17 protein-coding genes, 1 tRNA gene and 1 other RNA gene are annotated in these 16,021 nt (G+C 61.3%); 9 read left to right on the forward strand and 10 right to left on the reverse strand.

Annotated elements, in window-relative coordinates; genetic code table 11:
- Positions 1-12: 12 nt before the first annotated feature.
- Positions 13-984: an ABC transporter substrate-binding protein gene (locus EEB13_RS13475; protein ID WP_092805739.1), complete on the reverse strand. Its 972-nt coding sequence runs from the start codon at positions 982-984 to the stop codon at positions 13-15.
- A gap of 27 nt (positions 985-1,011) precedes the next feature.
- The gene (locus EEB13_RS13480) at positions 1,012-1,794 is read right to left on the reverse strand and encodes an enoyl-CoA hydratase/isomerase family protein (protein ID WP_141485443.1); all 783 of its coding nucleotides are present in this window, start codon (positions 1,792-1,794) and stop codon (positions 1,012-1,014) included.
- A gap of 197 nt (positions 1,795-1,991) precedes the next feature.
- Between EEB13_RS13480 and tgt the strand changes: the two genes are divergently transcribed.
- Positions 1,992-3,281, forward strand: a complete 1,290-nt coding sequence (gene tgt, locus EEB13_RS13485) for a tRNA guanosine(34) transglycosylase Tgt (protein WP_033235062.1) — start codon at positions 1,992-1,994, stop codon at positions 3,279-3,281.
- Here the strand turns inward: tgt and EEB13_RS13490 are convergent.
- The gene (locus EEB13_RS13490; RefSeq protein WP_033235061.1) at positions 3,272-3,997 is read right to left on the reverse strand and encodes a queuosine precursor transporter; all 726 of its coding nucleotides are present in this window, start codon (positions 3,995-3,997) and stop codon (positions 3,272-3,274) included. The genes tgt and EEB13_RS13490 overlap by 10 nt on opposite strands.
- 122 nt (positions 3,998-4,119) lie before the next feature.
- A complete protein-coding gene (locus EEB13_RS32325; RefSeq protein WP_095887689.1) occupies positions 4,120-4,890 on the reverse strand; it encodes an RDD family protein in 771 nt (256 codons plus the stop codon).
- A gap of 156 nt (positions 4,891-5,046) precedes the next feature.
- Here EEB13_RS32325 and EEB13_RS13500 point away from each other — a divergent pair, with 156 nt between their 5' ends.
- Positions 5,047-5,649 (forward strand): DUF4190 domain-containing protein, encoded by a 603-nt coding sequence (locus EEB13_RS13500; RefSeq protein ID WP_141485444.1) that lies wholly within the window; start codon positions 5,047-5,049, stop codon positions 5,647-5,649.
- On the opposite strand, the gene EEB13_RS13505 is transcribed toward EEB13_RS13500, so the two are convergent.
- The 5 genes from EEB13_RS13505 to EEB13_RS13525 all read right to left on the reverse strand — a co-directional run bounded on the left by EEB13_RS13505 (position 5,620) and on the right by EEB13_RS13525 (position 9,600).
- Positions 5,620-6,411, reverse strand: a complete 792-nt coding sequence (locus tag EEB13_RS13505; RefSeq protein WP_045066463.1) for an EAL domain-containing protein — start codon at positions 6,409-6,411, stop codon at positions 5,620-5,622. The genes EEB13_RS13500 and EEB13_RS13505 overlap by 30 nt on opposite strands.
- A gap of 185 nt (positions 6,412-6,596) precedes the next feature.
- Positions 6,597-7,520 carry a tRNA glutamyl-Q(34) synthetase GluQRS gene (gluQRS, locus tag EEB13_RS13510; RefSeq protein WP_045066465.1) on the reverse strand — a complete coding sequence of 308 codons (924 nt, stop codon included), beginning with the start codon at positions 7,518-7,520 and terminating at the stop codon, positions 6,597-6,599.
- 1 nt (position 7,521) lies between these two features.
- Positions 7,522-8,127: a TetR/AcrR family transcriptional regulator gene (locus EEB13_RS13515; protein WP_045066468.1), complete on the reverse strand. Its 606-nt coding sequence runs from the start codon at positions 8,125-8,127 to the stop codon at positions 7,522-7,524.
- Positions 8,128-8,179: 52 nt separating this feature from the next.
- Positions 8,180-8,740, reverse strand: coding sequence for a TIGR03086 family metal-binding protein (locus tag EEB13_RS13520; protein ID WP_045066469.1), 561 nt, complete (start codon positions 8,738-8,740; stop codon positions 8,180-8,182).
- 185 nt (positions 8,741-8,925) lie between these two features.
- Positions 8,926-9,600, reverse strand: coding sequence for a response regulator transcription factor (locus EEB13_RS13525; protein WP_141485445.1), 675 nt, complete (start codon positions 9,598-9,600; stop codon positions 8,926-8,928).
- 205 nt (positions 9,601-9,805) lie between these two features.
- On the opposite strand from EEB13_RS13525, the gene EEB13_RS13530 reads away from it, so the two are divergent.
- The 4 genes from EEB13_RS13530 to EEB13_RS13545 are packed head-to-tail and all read left to right on the forward strand — an operon-like array spanning position 9,806 to position 12,840.
- Positions 9,806-10,114, forward strand: coding sequence for a hypothetical protein (locus EEB13_RS13530; protein WP_033235054.1), 309 nt, complete (start codon positions 9,806-9,808; stop codon positions 10,112-10,114).
- A complete protein-coding gene (locus tag EEB13_RS13535; RefSeq protein ID WP_141485446.1) occupies positions 10,115-11,863 on the forward strand; it encodes an alpha/beta hydrolase in 1,749 nt (582 codons plus the stop codon).
- Positions 11,860-12,429: a hypothetical protein gene (locus EEB13_RS13540; RefSeq protein ID WP_141485447.1), complete on the forward strand. Its 570-nt coding sequence runs from the start codon at positions 11,860-11,862 to the stop codon at positions 12,427-12,429. The genes EEB13_RS13535 and EEB13_RS13540 overlap by 4 nt, the downstream gene beginning before the upstream one ends.
- A gap of 27 nt (positions 12,430-12,456) precedes the next feature.
- Positions 12,457-12,840, forward strand: a complete 384-nt coding sequence (locus EEB13_RS13545) for a YbaB/EbfC family nucleoid-associated protein (RefSeq protein ID WP_141485448.1) — start codon at positions 12,457-12,459, stop codon at positions 12,838-12,840.
- 71 nt (positions 12,841-12,911) lie between these two features.
- Here the strand turns inward: EEB13_RS13545 and EEB13_RS13550 are convergent.
- Positions 12,912-12,999: transfer RNA gene (locus EEB13_RS13550), tRNA-Ser, on the reverse strand.
- Positions 13,000-13,134: 135 nt separating this feature from the next.
- Here EEB13_RS13550 and ffs point away from each other — a divergent pair.
- From ffs to EEB13_RS13565, 3 genes are all read left to right on the forward strand, one after another.
- Positions 13,135-13,234, forward strand: an RNA gene (ffs, locus tag EEB13_RS13555) — signal recognition particle sRNA small type.
- A gap of 43 nt (positions 13,235-13,277) precedes the next feature.
- Positions 13,278-14,570, forward strand: coding sequence for an aminotransferase class I/II-fold pyridoxal phosphate-dependent enzyme (locus tag EEB13_RS13560; RefSeq protein WP_141485449.1), 1,293 nt, complete (start codon positions 13,278-13,280; stop codon positions 14,568-14,570).
- Between the two features lie 98 nt (positions 14,571-14,668).
- The gene (locus tag EEB13_RS13565; RefSeq protein ID WP_261984520.1) at positions 14,669-16,012 is read left to right on the forward strand and encodes a glycosyltransferase 87 family protein; all 1,344 of its coding nucleotides are present in this window, start codon (positions 14,669-14,671) and stop codon (positions 16,010-16,012) included.
- Positions 16,013-16,021: the final 9 nt, after the last annotated feature.

Consider the following 16,021-nt stretch of genomic DNA (forward strand, 5'->3'; position numbering starts at 1 on the left):
CTCACACGCCGCTCAGGCTGCGTTCTGCTCGACCCATCCCGAGAGAAGTACAGCCGACGGATCGATGTCTGCGGAGATCTTGCCCTGCTCGCGGAAGAACGCAACCAGTTCGTTTGCCCGCTCCACGTCGTCATCGGTGAATCCGCGTCCGCCGAAATCGATTTGGGTCACGCGGTCGGCAGCCTCGGCCGGGTCCATCTGGATAGCCGAGGCAATTGCGGTTGCCGCCCGATCCGGATCCGAGTTCACGATTGCCGACGCTTCCGAGATCACCTTGAACACCTTGCCTGCGGTTTCTTCGTTCGCGGACAACCAGTTATCCGACGCGATGATCCACTGCGCGTACTTGGCGCCGAAATCACCGGTCGTGGCAACTACGCGTCCACCGGTATTCACACTCTGTGTCACCCACGGGTCGAAGGACAGGAAGCCGTCGATATCGCCACGCGCCAGTAACGCGGGCTGCTCGGGCGGACTGGTGCTCACGAGTGTGACGGTCGCGGGGTCGATGCCGAGGCTGGCGAGGTACTGGTTCGTGAAGTAGAGACCGATACCGGGGAAGACCCCCATGGTCTTGATCGACTTCGGTTCGAGGCCATTGCGCAGCACAACCTGGAAGTACCGGTCGGATTCCTGGAAGACACCAAGAGCCCGCAGGCTCGGGTTAGCAGCCATGACGGACAGCGCTGTCGAGTCGGCATTGCCGGATAGCTCCGAAGTTCCGGCTACAACGTTCTGAGCACCCGCTGCTCCGCCTTCCGTCTGGATGACCTGGACGTCGAGACCAGCGGCCTCGAACATGCCCTCGTGGTCAGCTAAGAAGATCGGAGCGTACGACGGGTCCACACCAACAGCGATGCGTACCAGGCCCCCACTTTCCGCGGAGTTGTCGGTAGCGGGACGGGTGCATCCGCTGACGGCGATCGACAGGGCGGCGAGAGTAGCGACCGCGCCCACCCATTTCTTTTGAAATCTGTTGAGCATGATGGCCTCTCGGTAATGGGGGAGCTTTCAGCGTCCGGTGAAGATGGGGGAGCGCTTGTCGAGGAATGACTGAAGTCCCTCGGCAGCGTCGTTCGTCTTGATCAGTTCGAGCACTGCGTCGAATTCGAGGTCCAGCGCTTGATCGAGCGGCAACGACATTCCCTCGTCGACAATGCGTTTGATCATCCCGATGGTGGCAGTGGGTTTCGATGCGAGCTCACGCGCAAGGTCAGCGCAGTGTGCATCTAGGTCGTCGTCTGCAACGACAGCATCGACCAGGCCGATGTCGTGTGCGCGCTCGGCGCTCAGTCGATTGCCTTCGATCATGAGCACTTTGGCTCGGTGTGCGCCGATGAGGCGCGGAAGCCGTTGGCTGCCACCCGCACCCGGAAACAGTCCGAGGCCTATCTCGGGAAAGCCGATGGTCGCCGACTGTGCCATAACGCGGAAGTCGCAGGCCAACGTCAGTTCGGCGCCGCCACCGAGTGCGTGCCCGTTGATCTTCGCGATAACGGGTTTGGGAGCCGTCTCCAGGATCCGCTGTACCTCGACCCACGGGCGCATCGCCCGCTGAGTCTCTTCGGTCAGCTCGCGCATCACGGTGATGTCGGCGCCGGCGACGAAGAACCGGCCAGTGCCCGTCATGACGATGGCGCGGATGCTCTGGTCCGACGCGAGTACCGGCAGTAGTTCCAGAAGTTCGGCGATCAGGCTGGGATTGAACGCGTTGGCGGGAGGTTTGTCGATGGTCACGGTGGCGATCGAGTCTGTGACGTCGACGGTGACGAAGTTGTAGGTCTGTCTCGTCAATTGAGCTCCTGTCAGCGGGTTGGAGGTGTACACCGGTCGAGCCGGAGGATGCCTGGGGGAAGTATGGAGTGGGACTCTTGCGCGGCGATACATCTCGGGTTCGGTCAGTAGACCAGGGCCGGATCGAAGATCGATGCTGTTGCTGCGCGTTCTGCCGTGATCACGGCGATTTTTAGTCCTGTGACAGGATTGAGTCCGTGACTTCTGTAGTGCCGACCCAGCCCGAGCCCGCTGTCGACAAGCGCCCCGAGTCGATTTTCACGATGGGAACCAGACTCGAGGACCGGCTCGGACGAACCGGCACCATCCACACACCGCACGGCGATATCGCGACGCCGTCGTTCGTGGTGGTCGGGACCAAGGCGACGGTCAAGGCTGTGCTCCCCGAGTCGATCAAGGAATTGGGCACGCAATCGGTTCTCGCAAATGCGTACCACCTGTATTTGCAGCCGGGTGCCGACATCATCGACGAGGCTGGTGGCCTGGGCAAATTCATGAATTGGGACGGACCCACCTTCACGGACAGCGGCGGCTTCCAGGTGATGTCGCTTGGCGTGGGGTTCAAGAAAGTACTCGCGATGGAAGCCGTCGGCGTGCAGTCCGACGACGTGATCGCGAAGGGCAAAGAGCGTCTTGCGACGGTCGACGACGAGGGCGTCACGTTCAAATCGCACCTCGACGGCAGCAAACATCGGTTCACCCCCGAGGTGTCGATGCAGATCCAGCATCAGCTCGGCGCCGACATCATGTTCGCGTTCGACGAACTCACCACGCTGCTCAATACCCGCGGTTACCAGGAGCGATCGGTCGAGCGAACGCAAGCGTGGGCGATTCGCTGCATCAACGAGCACGAGAAGCTCACCGCCGAACGCGCCGACAAGCCCTATCAGGCTCTCTTCGGCGTGATCCAAGGCGCGCAGTACGAGGATCTGCGTCGTCAAGCGTGCCGCGGCCTCGAGTCGATCGAAGGCGAGAACGGGTACGGGTTCGACGGCTACGGCATCGGCGGCGCCCTTGAGAAGCAGAACCTCGGCACAATTGTGCGTTGGTGCAACGAGGAACTGCCTGAGCACAAGCCGCGTCACATGCTCGGAATCAGCGAACCGGACGATTTTTTCGTCGCAATCGAGAACGGCGCAGACACCTTCGACTGCGTCAATCCGTCCCGTGTTGCGCGCAATGCCGCGATCTACGTGCGCTCCGGCCGGTTCAACATCAACACCAGCCGATTCCGCCGTGATTTCACCCCTATCGACGACGAGTGTGACTGCTACACCTGCGCCAACTACACCCGCGCGTACATCCATCACCTCTTCAAAGCGAAAGAAATGCTCGCGTCGACGCTCTGCACCATCCACAACGAGCGATTCACCGTGAAGCTGGTCGACGACATCCGAGCCAGCATCGAAGGCGGGTACTTCCACGACTTCAAGGCGGACATGCTCGGAAAGTTCTACGGCCCGAAGGCCCCGCAGACTCAGGCGTAAGTCGGTTCGCGCTTCTTCACGTAGGCGATGACGCGGTAGGTGATCGGCATGACCAGAATCTCGACAAGGGTTTTCCACAGGAATCCGACCAACACGTAGTTGATGAAGTCTTCCCATGTGCTGATGCCGATGACGCCGGCCGCGATGGAGCAGAAGATGAGGGTGTCGGCGAATTCACCGACGACGGTCGAGCCGATGAGACGTGCCCACAGGTGCTTCTCCTGCATGCGCTTCTTCATCATGACCAGGACCAGGGAGTTCAGGAGCTGTCCGACGAGGTAGGCGGCCAGGCCGGCGACCAGGAGTCGGGGAATGACACCGACAACGGTTTCGAGGGCGGCCTGGTTCTCGTAGAAGGCCGCCGACGGCAGTTGCACAGCGATCCAGAAACATGCGGCAGCAAGAATCAGTGCGCCGAATCCGAGGTAGATCGCGCGCCGGGTGGCTTTGAAGCCGTAGACCTCACTGAGAACGTCACCGAGGACGTACGCGAGTGGGAAGAGGAAGAAGCCACCGTCGGTGATGACGGGCAGGATCTGCAAGGGCCCGAGGGATAACTCGGAATCCGCGAAGAAGGCGACCCCCTTGGTCGCCGCCACATTCGAGATCAGCAGCGTTGCGGTGAACAGCGCGACGATCGTCGGATAATAACCGAGGCTGACGTGCGCAAATTTGGTCTCTTGAGTCGATGAGTCTTGCTGATCCTGAGCTGTCACGTCCGCAATCCAAGCACCTCAGGGTGTCTCCAAGCGAGTTGGCGACCGTCCAGTTGCCCAGAACACAGCAGAAAACCCGGCAATTCCTCGAGGAACTGCCGGGCTTTCGCGAGGGCTCTGAGTTATCCCTTGACTACCTGGGTGCCACCGGCCAGTTGGTCGTGCTTGCCCTGTTTGGTGGGGCTGTTGTTGATGGTCACTGCGATGACGATATACGCGATAAACGCGAGGAGACCGCCGATGATCGGAATGATCGACAGCAATGTGAACGCATTTCGGATCGCGGACTGCTGCGGTGTGGGCTTGGGAGCGCCGGCAGGTCCATGCACCGAAAGGCCGAGCATCTTCTTGCCCAGCGTCCAACCCTGGGTTACTTCCATCCCCACGAAGTACGCGAAGGTCAGGATTCCCGAGAACAGTCCGGAGATCAGAATCAAGCTGTCCGCGTCACTGACCAGGACTGCGAGAATTGCCGCGACGATGCCGACGATGATGCCGTCGATGATTCGCGCAGCGAGGCGCAACCACAGGTCACCCGGCTGAGCGCCGGAAGGCAGTCGTGTCGATCCGCCGTAAGCGCCCTGATCATTGAACTGCGGCGGCGGGGGAAAGTTCCCGCCCTGAGGCGGCGGCGGGTATCCACCGGGCGGTGGGTAGTTCCCCTGCGGTGGGGGGTAGTTGCCCTGCGGGGGCGGGTATCCACCGGGAGGCGGGTAATTCCCCGGGGGCGGCCCGGCAGGAGAGCCTCCCGTCGGCTGGTAGCCGCCACCGGGAGGTGTGACGGGAGGTGGGTAGCTACCGGGCGGCGGTGATTGCGGCTGGCTGTACGGATCTTGTGGTGATTGGTTTCCGTCGTTCGGATTCTTGTTGGGGTCGTAACCGCCGGTTGTCATTGTTTCCCCTCAGTCGTGAATGCGCGTCGAAGCGTTCAAGCCGGACACAGCATTCGAGTGTGACAGTGATTACGACCTTAACCGCCATAAGCGATAGATGTTGGTGTCACTTACGCCCTCGTGTGTTGATGTCACCTGTGGTTTAGGCTGCGTTTCATGACGAGTTCCGGGGAGAACGGCGAGATATCTCCCGATAAATACGTGCCTGAACCCGGATATGGCGAGGTTCCCAGCCTCCCGCAGGAAGGTTACGGAGAATCTGCGGGACAGCAGGAGTCGTATTGGGAGATTCCGGCGACACCATCGCCAATCGAGCAGTACCCGGGTTATCCACCGCCGTCGTACACCCCGACCCCAGAGCCACAAGCGCAGTATCAACAACCGCAATACCAACAACCACCGCAGTACCAGCAGTACCAACAGCCGCCGCAGTACCAGCAGTACCAGCAGCCACCGCAGTACGGACCTCCCAGCCAGTTCGGTGGGTACGTGCAACCGGTGGGAACGAACGGCCTTGCGATCGCGTCATTGGTGACGGCGATAGTCGGCGGTTGCTTTTACGGACTCGGCGCGATTGTCGCGATAATTCTGGGCGTCGTCGCGCTCAATCAGATTAAACAAACAGGCCAGCAGGGGCGTGGGCTCGCGATTGCGGGTATTGCCGTCGGTGCCTCGGTTATCGCCATGTGGGTGATATTCGTGATTTTTTATAGCGGCGGTGGGTTCCGTCTAACGCCAGCGTCGATGCTGCGCAGGTGATGCGACTGCGAGCGGCGGTTCCTGAATTGCCGTGGTGTGAGCATCGGCGGGGAGGGGTTTGCCGAAATAGTAACCCTGGCCTGTGGTGCATCCTGCGCGAGTGACGGCTGCTGCTTGTTCGGCAGTCTCGACGCCTTCGGCGATGGACTCCATTCCCAGTTTGTCGGCGATCGCTGCGATGGACTCCATCACGATGAATGCCCGCTCGGACGAGTGCTGCGCGTCGCTGAGAGCCCAGGTGAGGCTCTGGTCGATCTTCAGGATATCGAGTGGCAGTTCCGACAGAGCCGCAAAGGACGCAAAGCCGGCTCCGAAATCGTCGAGCGCTATCCGGATGCCTTCTTTGTGCAGCGTCGCCAGCGTGGCGGCGGCATTCTGGCCGACGACGCCCAGTTCGGTGACTTCTACGATGACTTTGTTGTGCGGGGTGCCGGAGCGGTCCAGGGTGTCGATTATTTCTCGGGCAGCATTGTCGGTCGACAGCTGGCGTGGCGAGAAATTCACCGCGATATTCAACTGATCATCCCAGTGGGAGATGTGTGCGCAGATCAAGTCGAGGGTTTGCAATCCGATGGGAATGATCAAGCCGGACAATTCAGCAGATCGCATGAAATCTTGTGGTTCGATGACTCCACGAAGGGGATGGCGCCAGCGTAGGAGTGCTTCGTAGCCGGTAACAGTCGAGGTTTCCAGGTGTACCTGGGGTTGGTACAGCACTTCGAATTGATGGTCGTCGAGTGCCTCGCGAAGCTCGCGAACCATGCGGATTCCTTTTCGTTCTGTTCCCGCCCTAACGCACTGCCGTGCGGTTGCCCTCCAGCGGGTGCTTTGGTCATGTCGAGGGCAAGCCCCGCTTGTAACCTGCCCAGGGCTCCTCGTCCTGGTTCCCTTCACCTATGCCGAAACGGTACTTCACTCCGCGGCAATTGCCAATGATTAACTATTGTCTAAGATCCCTTGACGGGATCCAGGGGATCGACAGATGTGAAGATCCAGGGGTCGCCCGGAACCTTCTGTGGATCGAAGCGATCAGCCAATTCCGTCGGCGAAACTACTTCACCAGGTTCGGCCAATCCGATGCTCGACGCAATCAGAGTCAGAACTTCGGCTGGGGTGCGGCCGAGGTCGCGTTGATCGGAGAGCGTGACCGCCCCGTCCCGTTTGGCCAGACGCTTGCCTTCGGAATTGAGTGCGAGGGGGACATGGGCGTAGATCGGCGGTGTGATGGCCAGGAGTGTTGCCAGGTAGGCCTGGCGCGGTGCTGATGTCAGGAGGTCGTCGCCGCGGACAACCTGATCGACGTTCTGGGCGCCGTCGTCGACCACAACTGCCAAATTGTATGCGGGAACCCCGTCTCCGCGGAGTAGCACCACATCGTCGACCATTCCGGATGTGTTGCCGTGCAACATATCTCGCACGGAGAATGACGTCGTCTCGGCACGCAGGCGCAGTGCGGGTTTACGGCCGGAGGCCAGCTTGTCGGCTTGCTCGGAAGGAGTGAGATTCCGGCACGTTCCGGGGTAGGCGCCGTCCGGGGCGTGTGGCGCGGAGGGTGCCTGCTGAATTTCCTTGCGGGTGCAGAAGCACGGGTACGTCAGCCCGCGATCGGTCAGCGACGTGATCGCGTCCGCGTACCGCGGCAGTCGGTCGGACTGTTTGACGACGTCGCCGTCCCAGTCGAGGCCCAGCGCTCGCAGGTCACTCAGTTGACGTTCCATGGCGCCTGGCCGCACACGATCCAGATCTTCGACGCGAATGAGAAAGTCGCGACCGGAGGTCCGGGCAAACAGCCAGGCAAGGAGGGCAGTGCGAAGGTTTCCCAGATGTAGATCGCCGGATGGGCTCGGTGCAAATCGTCCTGATCCCGGCACGTCAGCCCCTGGATACAAGAGCGTCGGGAATTTCCATGTCGTGGAGGGTGAGCTTTATCTGACTCTCCAGGGCGTATTCGAGATAGTGCGGCGGATACATGCCGGGATTGCCTATCGCGTCGAGTGCGAGTCCGTCGACGGTTGCGAGGAGCAGCGCTGCGCGGGTTTCAGCTTCAGGCAATCTGATTCCGATCAGAACTGCGCAGATGCCGGTGCGAATAGTGAACAGCATCGTCCGGCGAATTTCCGCCAACGATTCGCTGGTGACAGCCCGGATGGCAAATGCGGCAAGGACGTGTGCTTCGCGCGTGCGCTGCTCGTCGAGGGGAAGCAGTTGTGACAAAGCCTGGAACAGCACAACGTGCGGGTCGGTTCCGGCTGGGGATTGGGTGAGACGGCTCAGCATTCGCTCTGCCAGAGTGCGCAGAGCAAATGTGAGCATCTCGTCCTTGGTCGAGAAGTGGTGCTGCACGGCGCCGATCGAGACGTCGGCGCGCTTTGCCACCTCGCGCACACTCGCATTCTCGAGTCCTGATTCGGCGGCAACATCGAAAAGCGCCGTGGCCAGCAAGTCCGGGTTGGTGGCTGATTTCCGACGTTCAGGCATGCGACGGACATTACCCGCGTATCGAAGCAATCCGCACGTCAGGGGTGGTTTTTCAGACGGCCCTGCCGAGATATGCGAGGAGTTTGGTTGCCTTGTCGGCATCATCGGCAACCGGGATCTCGGGGCCGCACACCCCTGCCATACGAATGGAATCACCGAGGCCGGCAGCAATCTGTGACACCCAATCGACGTCCTTTTCCGGAATCGAGGTGTCGGTGCCCGTAGCGGCTGCAAGGTCCCAGCCGTGAATGACCAGATCGAAGCACAGAAAACCGTCGACGGTGGCTCCCAGGTTGGTGCGGCCGAAATGTCCGTCGTATTCGAGGGTCGACTTTTCCGGATCGTCGAGAATCGCCTGCATCGAATCGCGCACTGCTGCCCAGGCGGCGGACGGGTTGTCGTCGACGGACGGTCCCGGCGCCAATTCGAGGCCGACGACCTTGACCATGTCGCGTTCGCTGTCGATCACGTGCCGGACCACATCGCGAGCCGTCCACCCTTCGCACGGAGAGTTGTTGTCCCACCGGTCCTCAGGTACTGCGTCGATCCGCTGGGTGAAGCCGGCGGCGAGGTCACGGTAGCGATCTGCGGGGGAGATATCGGCTGTAGTCATGCCACTGATTCTTCAGGATGGGGTCGGGGCGGCGATTGATTATTCGGACATCTTCCGAGAACGTGACCACTGTCCCCGGGGCCGTGCCAGTCGGGAGCTTCACTACGCAGTAGTTCTCGCAGGTACCAGCTCATTTCACGAACCTAGCCAGAGCTACCGACACCGTGGTTTTCCGATGATTCTTGTCAGTCGATCGGACCGAACCTGTATCCGAATCCGCGCACGGTCTTGATGTACTTGGGATTGGCCGGGTCGGATTCGATTTTCGACCGCAAGCTCTGAATATTGGCGTCGACGGCGCGAGTCTTGGTTGAATTCGTTTCACCCCACACCTTTGCGAGGAGCTGGGTTCGGGAGTAGACGTGGCCGGGGTGCATCGACATTTCGAGGAGCAGGCGCAATTCGGTTCGCGTGAGGTCGAGGCGTCGACGGCGGATAGTGGCGGTCATGGATCGGCGGTCGATCGTCAACTCGCCGTGGCGCTCTCGCTTGTCCGTCTGTGGGGTGGGCGTACTGCGGAGGAGGCTCGTTATCCGAGAATCGAGGCTGCGAGCGTCGAGTGGGTTGATTGCGAAATCCGACGCGACTTGTGGTGGTGCATCGTCGATGTCTTCGGGGGACTCGACGATCATGATGATCGGAATCTCGCTGCGGAGACGGATTTGGCGGGCGACCTCGAAGCCGTCGATGTCCGGGAGTGAAAGATCGAGAACGGCAACGTCGAAGCTGTCGGTGCCGAGTGCGTCGAGGCTGTTTCGTCCGGACGCGAACAGATGAACGGTGTGGCCGACGCGCTTGAGTTCGACGCCGAAGGTCTCCGCTAGCGCAGGCTGATCCGTCGCCGCGAGAATCACGCTCATGTAGTGCCGCCCTGTTGCTGCTCGTCTCGGTAACCCGTCAATACCGACAACCCGTCAATACCGACTTCAGTCAGTGTCGCAGATCACTATCGGCCCGGCCACTTCGGGCACGAGGAGCGGGAGCTGACAAACAAGAACGACCAGGGTTCAGGCAATGCGCTGCTACGCTGCTTTTCGCACGTCGATACGTAGCCGGGGGGCTCAGATGGGGAACGAAGTACTGCAAGCAGACGCCGAGTCGCTACGGGCGTTGGCCGACGCGGTGAGAAACCAAGGAGCCGTGATTGCCGGCATCGACGTGTCGGGAATTCTCGCTGACGCGGCAGCGGCGATGCCCGATTCGGCGAGCGGCCCGGCCGCCGCGAGGGCCGGTGACCCGATTACCACCGGATACCGCGCTACCTCGGAGATGTTGACGTCCATGGCTGACGCTGCCCAATCCAGTGCGAGCAGCTACGACGCTGTCGAGGTCGCATTCCGGAACCGGCTGGCCACCTACCAAGCGGCCGTGTAGATGGCGACGATCTCGCAGGTTCGCGCCTGGGATCCGACTGGTTTGGCCGCCGCTGCAACGGCATTGGAGCAGAAGAACCGGGACTTCATGCACGCTGTGGAATCAGCGCATCGCGCGGTCGACTTCGCGCTCGATCAGTGGAAAGGCGAAGCCTCGGCTGCAGCGTCGGCGCGAGCCTTGGCTGACAGTATTGCCGCGACACATCTGACCACAGGAGTATTCGCCGAAGCCGACGCGTTGAGTGAAGCTGCTGCCGCGTTGGGGCCGGCGCGGGCGGCGGTGATCGACATTGCGGACAGTGCGATCGCCGAGGGCATGGCTGTCGCCGATGACGGCCGGGTGAGCGCACCTCGGTACGGAAGTGGTAACACTGCACTCGACATCTTGGGGCAGGCTGCGTTCGACGAGAAGGCGCACAGCTTCGAGGCGAGACTGGTTCCGGCCTTGCACACGGCGGGAAGCCTCGACGAGGGTGCTGCCGCGGCCTTGTCGAAGGCAGCAGGAGACCTCGCTGATCTCGCACAGTCCCCAAGCGCCCAGCAGACGATGAGCGCGGGGGTGGCCGCGATCCTCGACGGCAACGCGTTCCCCCCGGTCGGTGCGAGGGAGTTCAACGAATTCTGGGAATCGCTGTCCCCCAACGACAAAGATGCTCTCGCGGCTTTCGATCCGGGAATCGGGAACAGGGACGGGATGCCAGCCGCAGATCGCGATCATTTCAACCGGATCAACCTCGGCAACCTGCAGTCGTCGACGTCGACCGAACTCGCCGACCTCGACGGCAGGCACCCCGATTGGGCCAAGGGTCGCAACATTCCGTCGGATGCGGGCAGCGTGGACGAGGCGGACCAGCAGGCGCGCCGCGACTACGAGCGGTGGCAGCAGCAACGCGCGGACCTGCAGCAGCGTCTCGACGGTTACGGCGTCCTCGCCGACCAGATCGACCCCACTCTCGCCGAGGAGGGTGATTCGGAGAAGTATCTGCTCGGTGTCGACGACAAAGGTCGGGCCATCGTGGCACTGAATAATCCCGACACCGCGACGAACGTCGCAACGTTCGTACCTGGCACCGGCAGCCACCTGGGAACCATCGGCGGCGACATCGACCGCTCCCAAATGATGTTGGACTCGACGGAATACCAGCGACGGTTCGCGGGGCTCGAGGGATCGACCTCCGTGGTGACCTGGTACGGATACGATGCGCCGCAAACGATTCCGCAAGCAGGGCTCGACGGGTATGCCGATGGTGGGGCCGGATCGCTGGACCGGTTCCAAGACGGTCTCCGTGCATCCCACGACGGCACGCCTTCGCACAACACGGTTATCGGACACAGTTACGGATCGACCGTGATCGGCGCTGCGGCCTCGGGCGGACGATCGATCGACGCGAACGATCTGTTTTTCGTGGGTAGCCCCGGAGTGGGGATGGACCGGGTCGAGGGACTCTCCCTCGAGGGCATCGATCCCGGACATGTCGGCGGCCACGTATACGCCACCGCCGCGGCCAATGATCCGGTTCCGATGATTGGGGACGTGTTCGGCAGTCTCTCGCATGGCGCGAATCCCGCGAACGATCTTCCATTGATCGGATTCGGTGCCACCGTTGTCGAATCCGCACCCGGGACCGGGATCGACGCCGGTCTGCTGGGTGAGCTCCCCAGCCCGGCCGCGCACAGTGAGTACTGGAAAAACAACAATCCGGCTCTTGCCGGTATGGGCCACGTGATCGCCGGACTAGGAGCGCCATGACCAACGCAACTCGACGCCGTAAAGCATTCGGCTCGAGCAGTATCGCGGTGGTAGTGCTGCTGTCGGCGTGTACGACGACGGAGAACGGAAAAGTGATGGAAGCCGACATGAATCTGACCCGCCCGCAGGCCCAGGCCAAGGTGATCGAGTATCTGACCGAAACGATCGCGGCACTGCCGCCGGGTGCCTACCTGACGCGGTATTCCGAGCTGAACAAAAAAGTCACCCTCAGCCCGGGTGGCACCGTCCCGTGCAACGACAGCAATCTGTCGAAGGACACATCCGTGGACTACGGCGTGACGTATTTCCTCGAGTCTTCTGACGCTGCGAGCATTCCAGGTTTCGGCGATACGATCCGCAATCTGTGGACTGAGCGGGGCTGGAAGTTTCGAACGTACGACTCCGCCGGGGACACGACGAGCACCGAAACCATTTTGCCGGATGGATATCGGATGGTCTTCGACGAGCATCCACGCGGAGCGGGACTGAGCGGGTCGTCGCCGTGTTTCCCTCGACCCGAAGCGTCGGATCATCCGAACGCGCCCGTGCAGATCGATCAGCCATGACCGGGCCCGCATCCTCGTTTCCGGAGTTTGACTGTCCTTGCCCGCCAAGTCGACATCGAGGTCGGGAAAGTTCGCGCCCGCGCAGATGCCGGAGGTGGTGCCGTCAGCGTCGAGGTCGACGCGTTCGGTGCGATTACCGACCTGCAACTGACCGAAAGTGGCCTCCGGGCCGGCGCCGCTGCACTCTCCGCCGCGATCACAGCGTCCCACCGAACCGCCTGCGCGGCAGCAGCGGCGGCCGCGCAGGAACTACGCGCGCCTCTCCTTCGCGACTCTCGCGTCGCCAGGGCAATGGAGGCGTTCAATCAGGTGCCGGCCGTACCCGAGACTCATCTGCTGCGACGAGCTGGCCGGGCACCGGTCGACGACGACTCGCCCTTCGGCGGCGGTTCGTTCATGCGACGTGCCTGAAACCCGGCAAAAACGCTGGCAAAAAAGAACCCCCTGTGAACCGCTTCTCAGCAGTTCACAGGGGGTTCCTTTGGCGGAGGATAGGGGATTTGAACCCCTGAGGGCGTTAACCCAACCCGCGTTCCAGGCGAGCGCCATAGGCCACTAGGCGAATCCTCCGTGGAGAAGCATACCCAAGAGAACGACTGAAGCGTTAAACGGGTATCTGACCTGCGGCTATGTGGCGGCAATTCGGCTGCCGACCGAAACGCGGCGGGTGGTGTCCCAAGGTTCCGGAAGGCCGTCTACACTGTTCATTGGATCCCGCGCGGCGCGCATCCTGTGAACTCCCCCAGGGCCGGAAGGCAGCAAGGGTCAACGGGCTCTGCCGGGTGCGCGGGGTCCTCTATTTTTTTCACATATCCCGACCCCGCCTCGTCGGTGAAAGGCCGCTCCGGATGCCTATCCAAACCCAGATCGGGTTGATGAGCCATGAAGAACTCACCTCCGAGCATGAGAGTCAGAGCGCGAAGTACTCGCAGCTACAGGCCCAGAAGCTCGTCCTCGATCTGACTCGCGGTAAGCCTTCGCCTGAGCAACTCGACCTTTCCGCAGCGTTGCTTGCGCTGCCGGGCGACGGTGATTTCCGTGACGGCAGTGGCACCGACTGCCGCAACTACGGTGGCCTGACGGGGCTGCCGGAACTGCGTGCGATCTTCGGTGAACTGCTGGGCATTCCTGTTGCCAACCTTCTTGCCGGCAACAACGCGAGCCTCGAGATCATGCACGACAACGTGGTGTTCTCACTTCTTCACGGCACTCCTGACTCGGCGCAGCCGTGGGCGCGCGAAGAGAAGATCAAGTTCCTCTGCCCGGCTCCGGGTTACGACCGCCACTTTGCGATCACCGAGTCGTTGGGCATCGAGATGATCGCGATCCCGATGAACCACGACGGTCCTGACGTCGCGAAGATCGCGGAACTGGTTGCCACGGATCCGCAGATCAAGGGGATGTGGGTTGTTCCGGTGTACGCCAACCCGACCGGTGCGGTGTATTCGAAAGAAATCGTCTCCGAGCTGGCGTCGATGCCGGCCGCGGCGCCTGATTTCCGTTTGTACTGGGACAACGCGTACGCGGTTCACCCACTGTTCGGTGAGATCGCACCGTCGTACGACGTTCTGACGATGGCTGCAGAAGCCGGACATCCCAACCGTCCGCTGGTGTTCGCGTCGACGTCCAAGATCACCTTTGCCGGTGCCGGCGTCAGTTTCTTCGGTGCCTCTGCCGAGAACCTTGCGTGGTACCAGAAGTACCTCGGTAAGAAGAGTATCGGCCCGGACAAGATCAACCAGCTCCGCCACTTGCGATTCTTCGGTGATGCGGATGGCGTTCGCGCACATATGGAGAAGCATCGCGAATTGCTCGCGCCCAAGTTCGAGTTGGTTCTGAAGATCCTCGAGGATCGGTTGGGTGCGTCGAAGGTCGCGTCGTGGACCGAGCCGAAGGGCGGCTACTTCATCAGCCTCGACGTTGTCGACGGCACGGCAAAGCGCGTCATCGAACTCGCGAAGAATGCCGGTATTGCGCTCACTGCAGCCGGTTCTGCCTTCCCGTACAGCACGGATCCGGATGATCGGAACATTCGTCTGGCCCCGAGTTTCCCTTCACTCGGGGATCTCGAGGTAGCCATGGACGGTGTCGCGACGTGTGTCCTGTTGGCGGCAACAGAATCGCGTCTCACCGAAAGCTGAGTCGCCTGTGACGGCGCGCCCAAGTCGTGAGCGTCGGTCATCTCTTGTAGCGTTCGGTGCACCAGTTCCTGACATTGGCGCATATCCGGAGGTTGTACGTGGCGGGTGCAGTCAATGCTTCGGAAAGTGCTGTGGTGGAGATGAGTTCAGGGGCATCTGAATTACGACAGGCGACTCCGCAGCGAATAATGCGGGTCGGTGTGATCGGCTTTGTCGTTCTCGTGGTGCTTGCTGTTGCTTCAGTCCTGATGGTTCTGTTCGGTGTTCCGATGGATGTGATCTATTGGGGCATTTTCCACAATTTCCTCGATCTTGACGTCTACCGCCACGGCGGCAGTTTTGTGGTGCAGGGACTGCCGTTGTACGACGGTCCGGTTCTGCAGGGAATGATGTTCACGTACACCCCGTTTGCGGGGATCCTGTTCACGGTGTGGGCGGTGCTCACGTTTCAACAGGCGATCGTCGTGTGGACGGTTCTCAACGTTCTCGCGCTTTTTGCGGTGGTCGTGCTGTGCTGGAAATATCTCGGCTACCGCCTCGGCGTCAAGACGTATGCGGTGAGCGCGTTGGCCACGGTCATTTTCCTGTTCATGGAACCGGTACGCACGACGCTGTGGCTCGGGCAGATCAACATTTTCCTGCTGCTGTTGATCGTGTGGGATTTGGGCCGGGACGAAAAAAGTCGCCTTCGGGGTATCGGCGCCGGGATCGCGGCGGGGGTCAAACTGACTCCGGCGTTCTTCTGGGCGTACTTGTTCATCACGAAGCAGTGGCGCGCCTTGGTGACTGCGGTGATCACGTTCGCCGCGACGGTGGCATTGGGTTTCATCGTGATGTACAACGACGCGTTGACCTACTGGACCGGCACGCTCTTCGACAGCGATCGGGTGGGACGTACCGACTCACCGAGTAATCAGTCGGTGTCGGGTTTGATCGCTCAGTTGACGCATACGCCGACGCCGTCGAAGGTGCTCGTTCTCGGGTGCAGCGTGGTGGCTGTGTGTCTCGGACTGGGAGCTGCGTGGATGGCTCACCGCAGGGGGCAGAAGTTGCTCGGGCTGACCATGACCGGGCTCACCGCCACAACCGTGTCCCCCTTCTCGTGGGGTCACCACTGGGTGTGGTTTGTTCCGCTGGTGATCCTGGCTTCTCACTACGCGATGGCGTCGAAGAAGATCTGGGCTTGGGTCGTGCCGATCGTGTTCCTCCTACCCGTCCTGAACTGGTCGCACACGTGGCCGATACCCGCGGCGGATATGCAGGGCACCGACCGCTTTATCGGCATGGGAATGTTTATGTTGCCCTCGCCCGACTACCTGCGAATCGCCATGGTGGCCGTCTATCTGTGGGTGTTTGTCGTGGCCGCTGCCATGACGCTGATCGTGTTCGGTTGGAAGAAATGGACAGTGCCGAATCTGGAAGCTGCAGACACACCGGCCTGACATGGCAGG

The organism is Rhodococcus sp. WS3 (assembly GCF_003797085.1).
Lineage (GTDB): Bacteria > Actinomycetota > Actinomycetes > Mycobacteriales > Mycobacteriaceae > Rhodococcus_F > Rhodococcus_F globerula.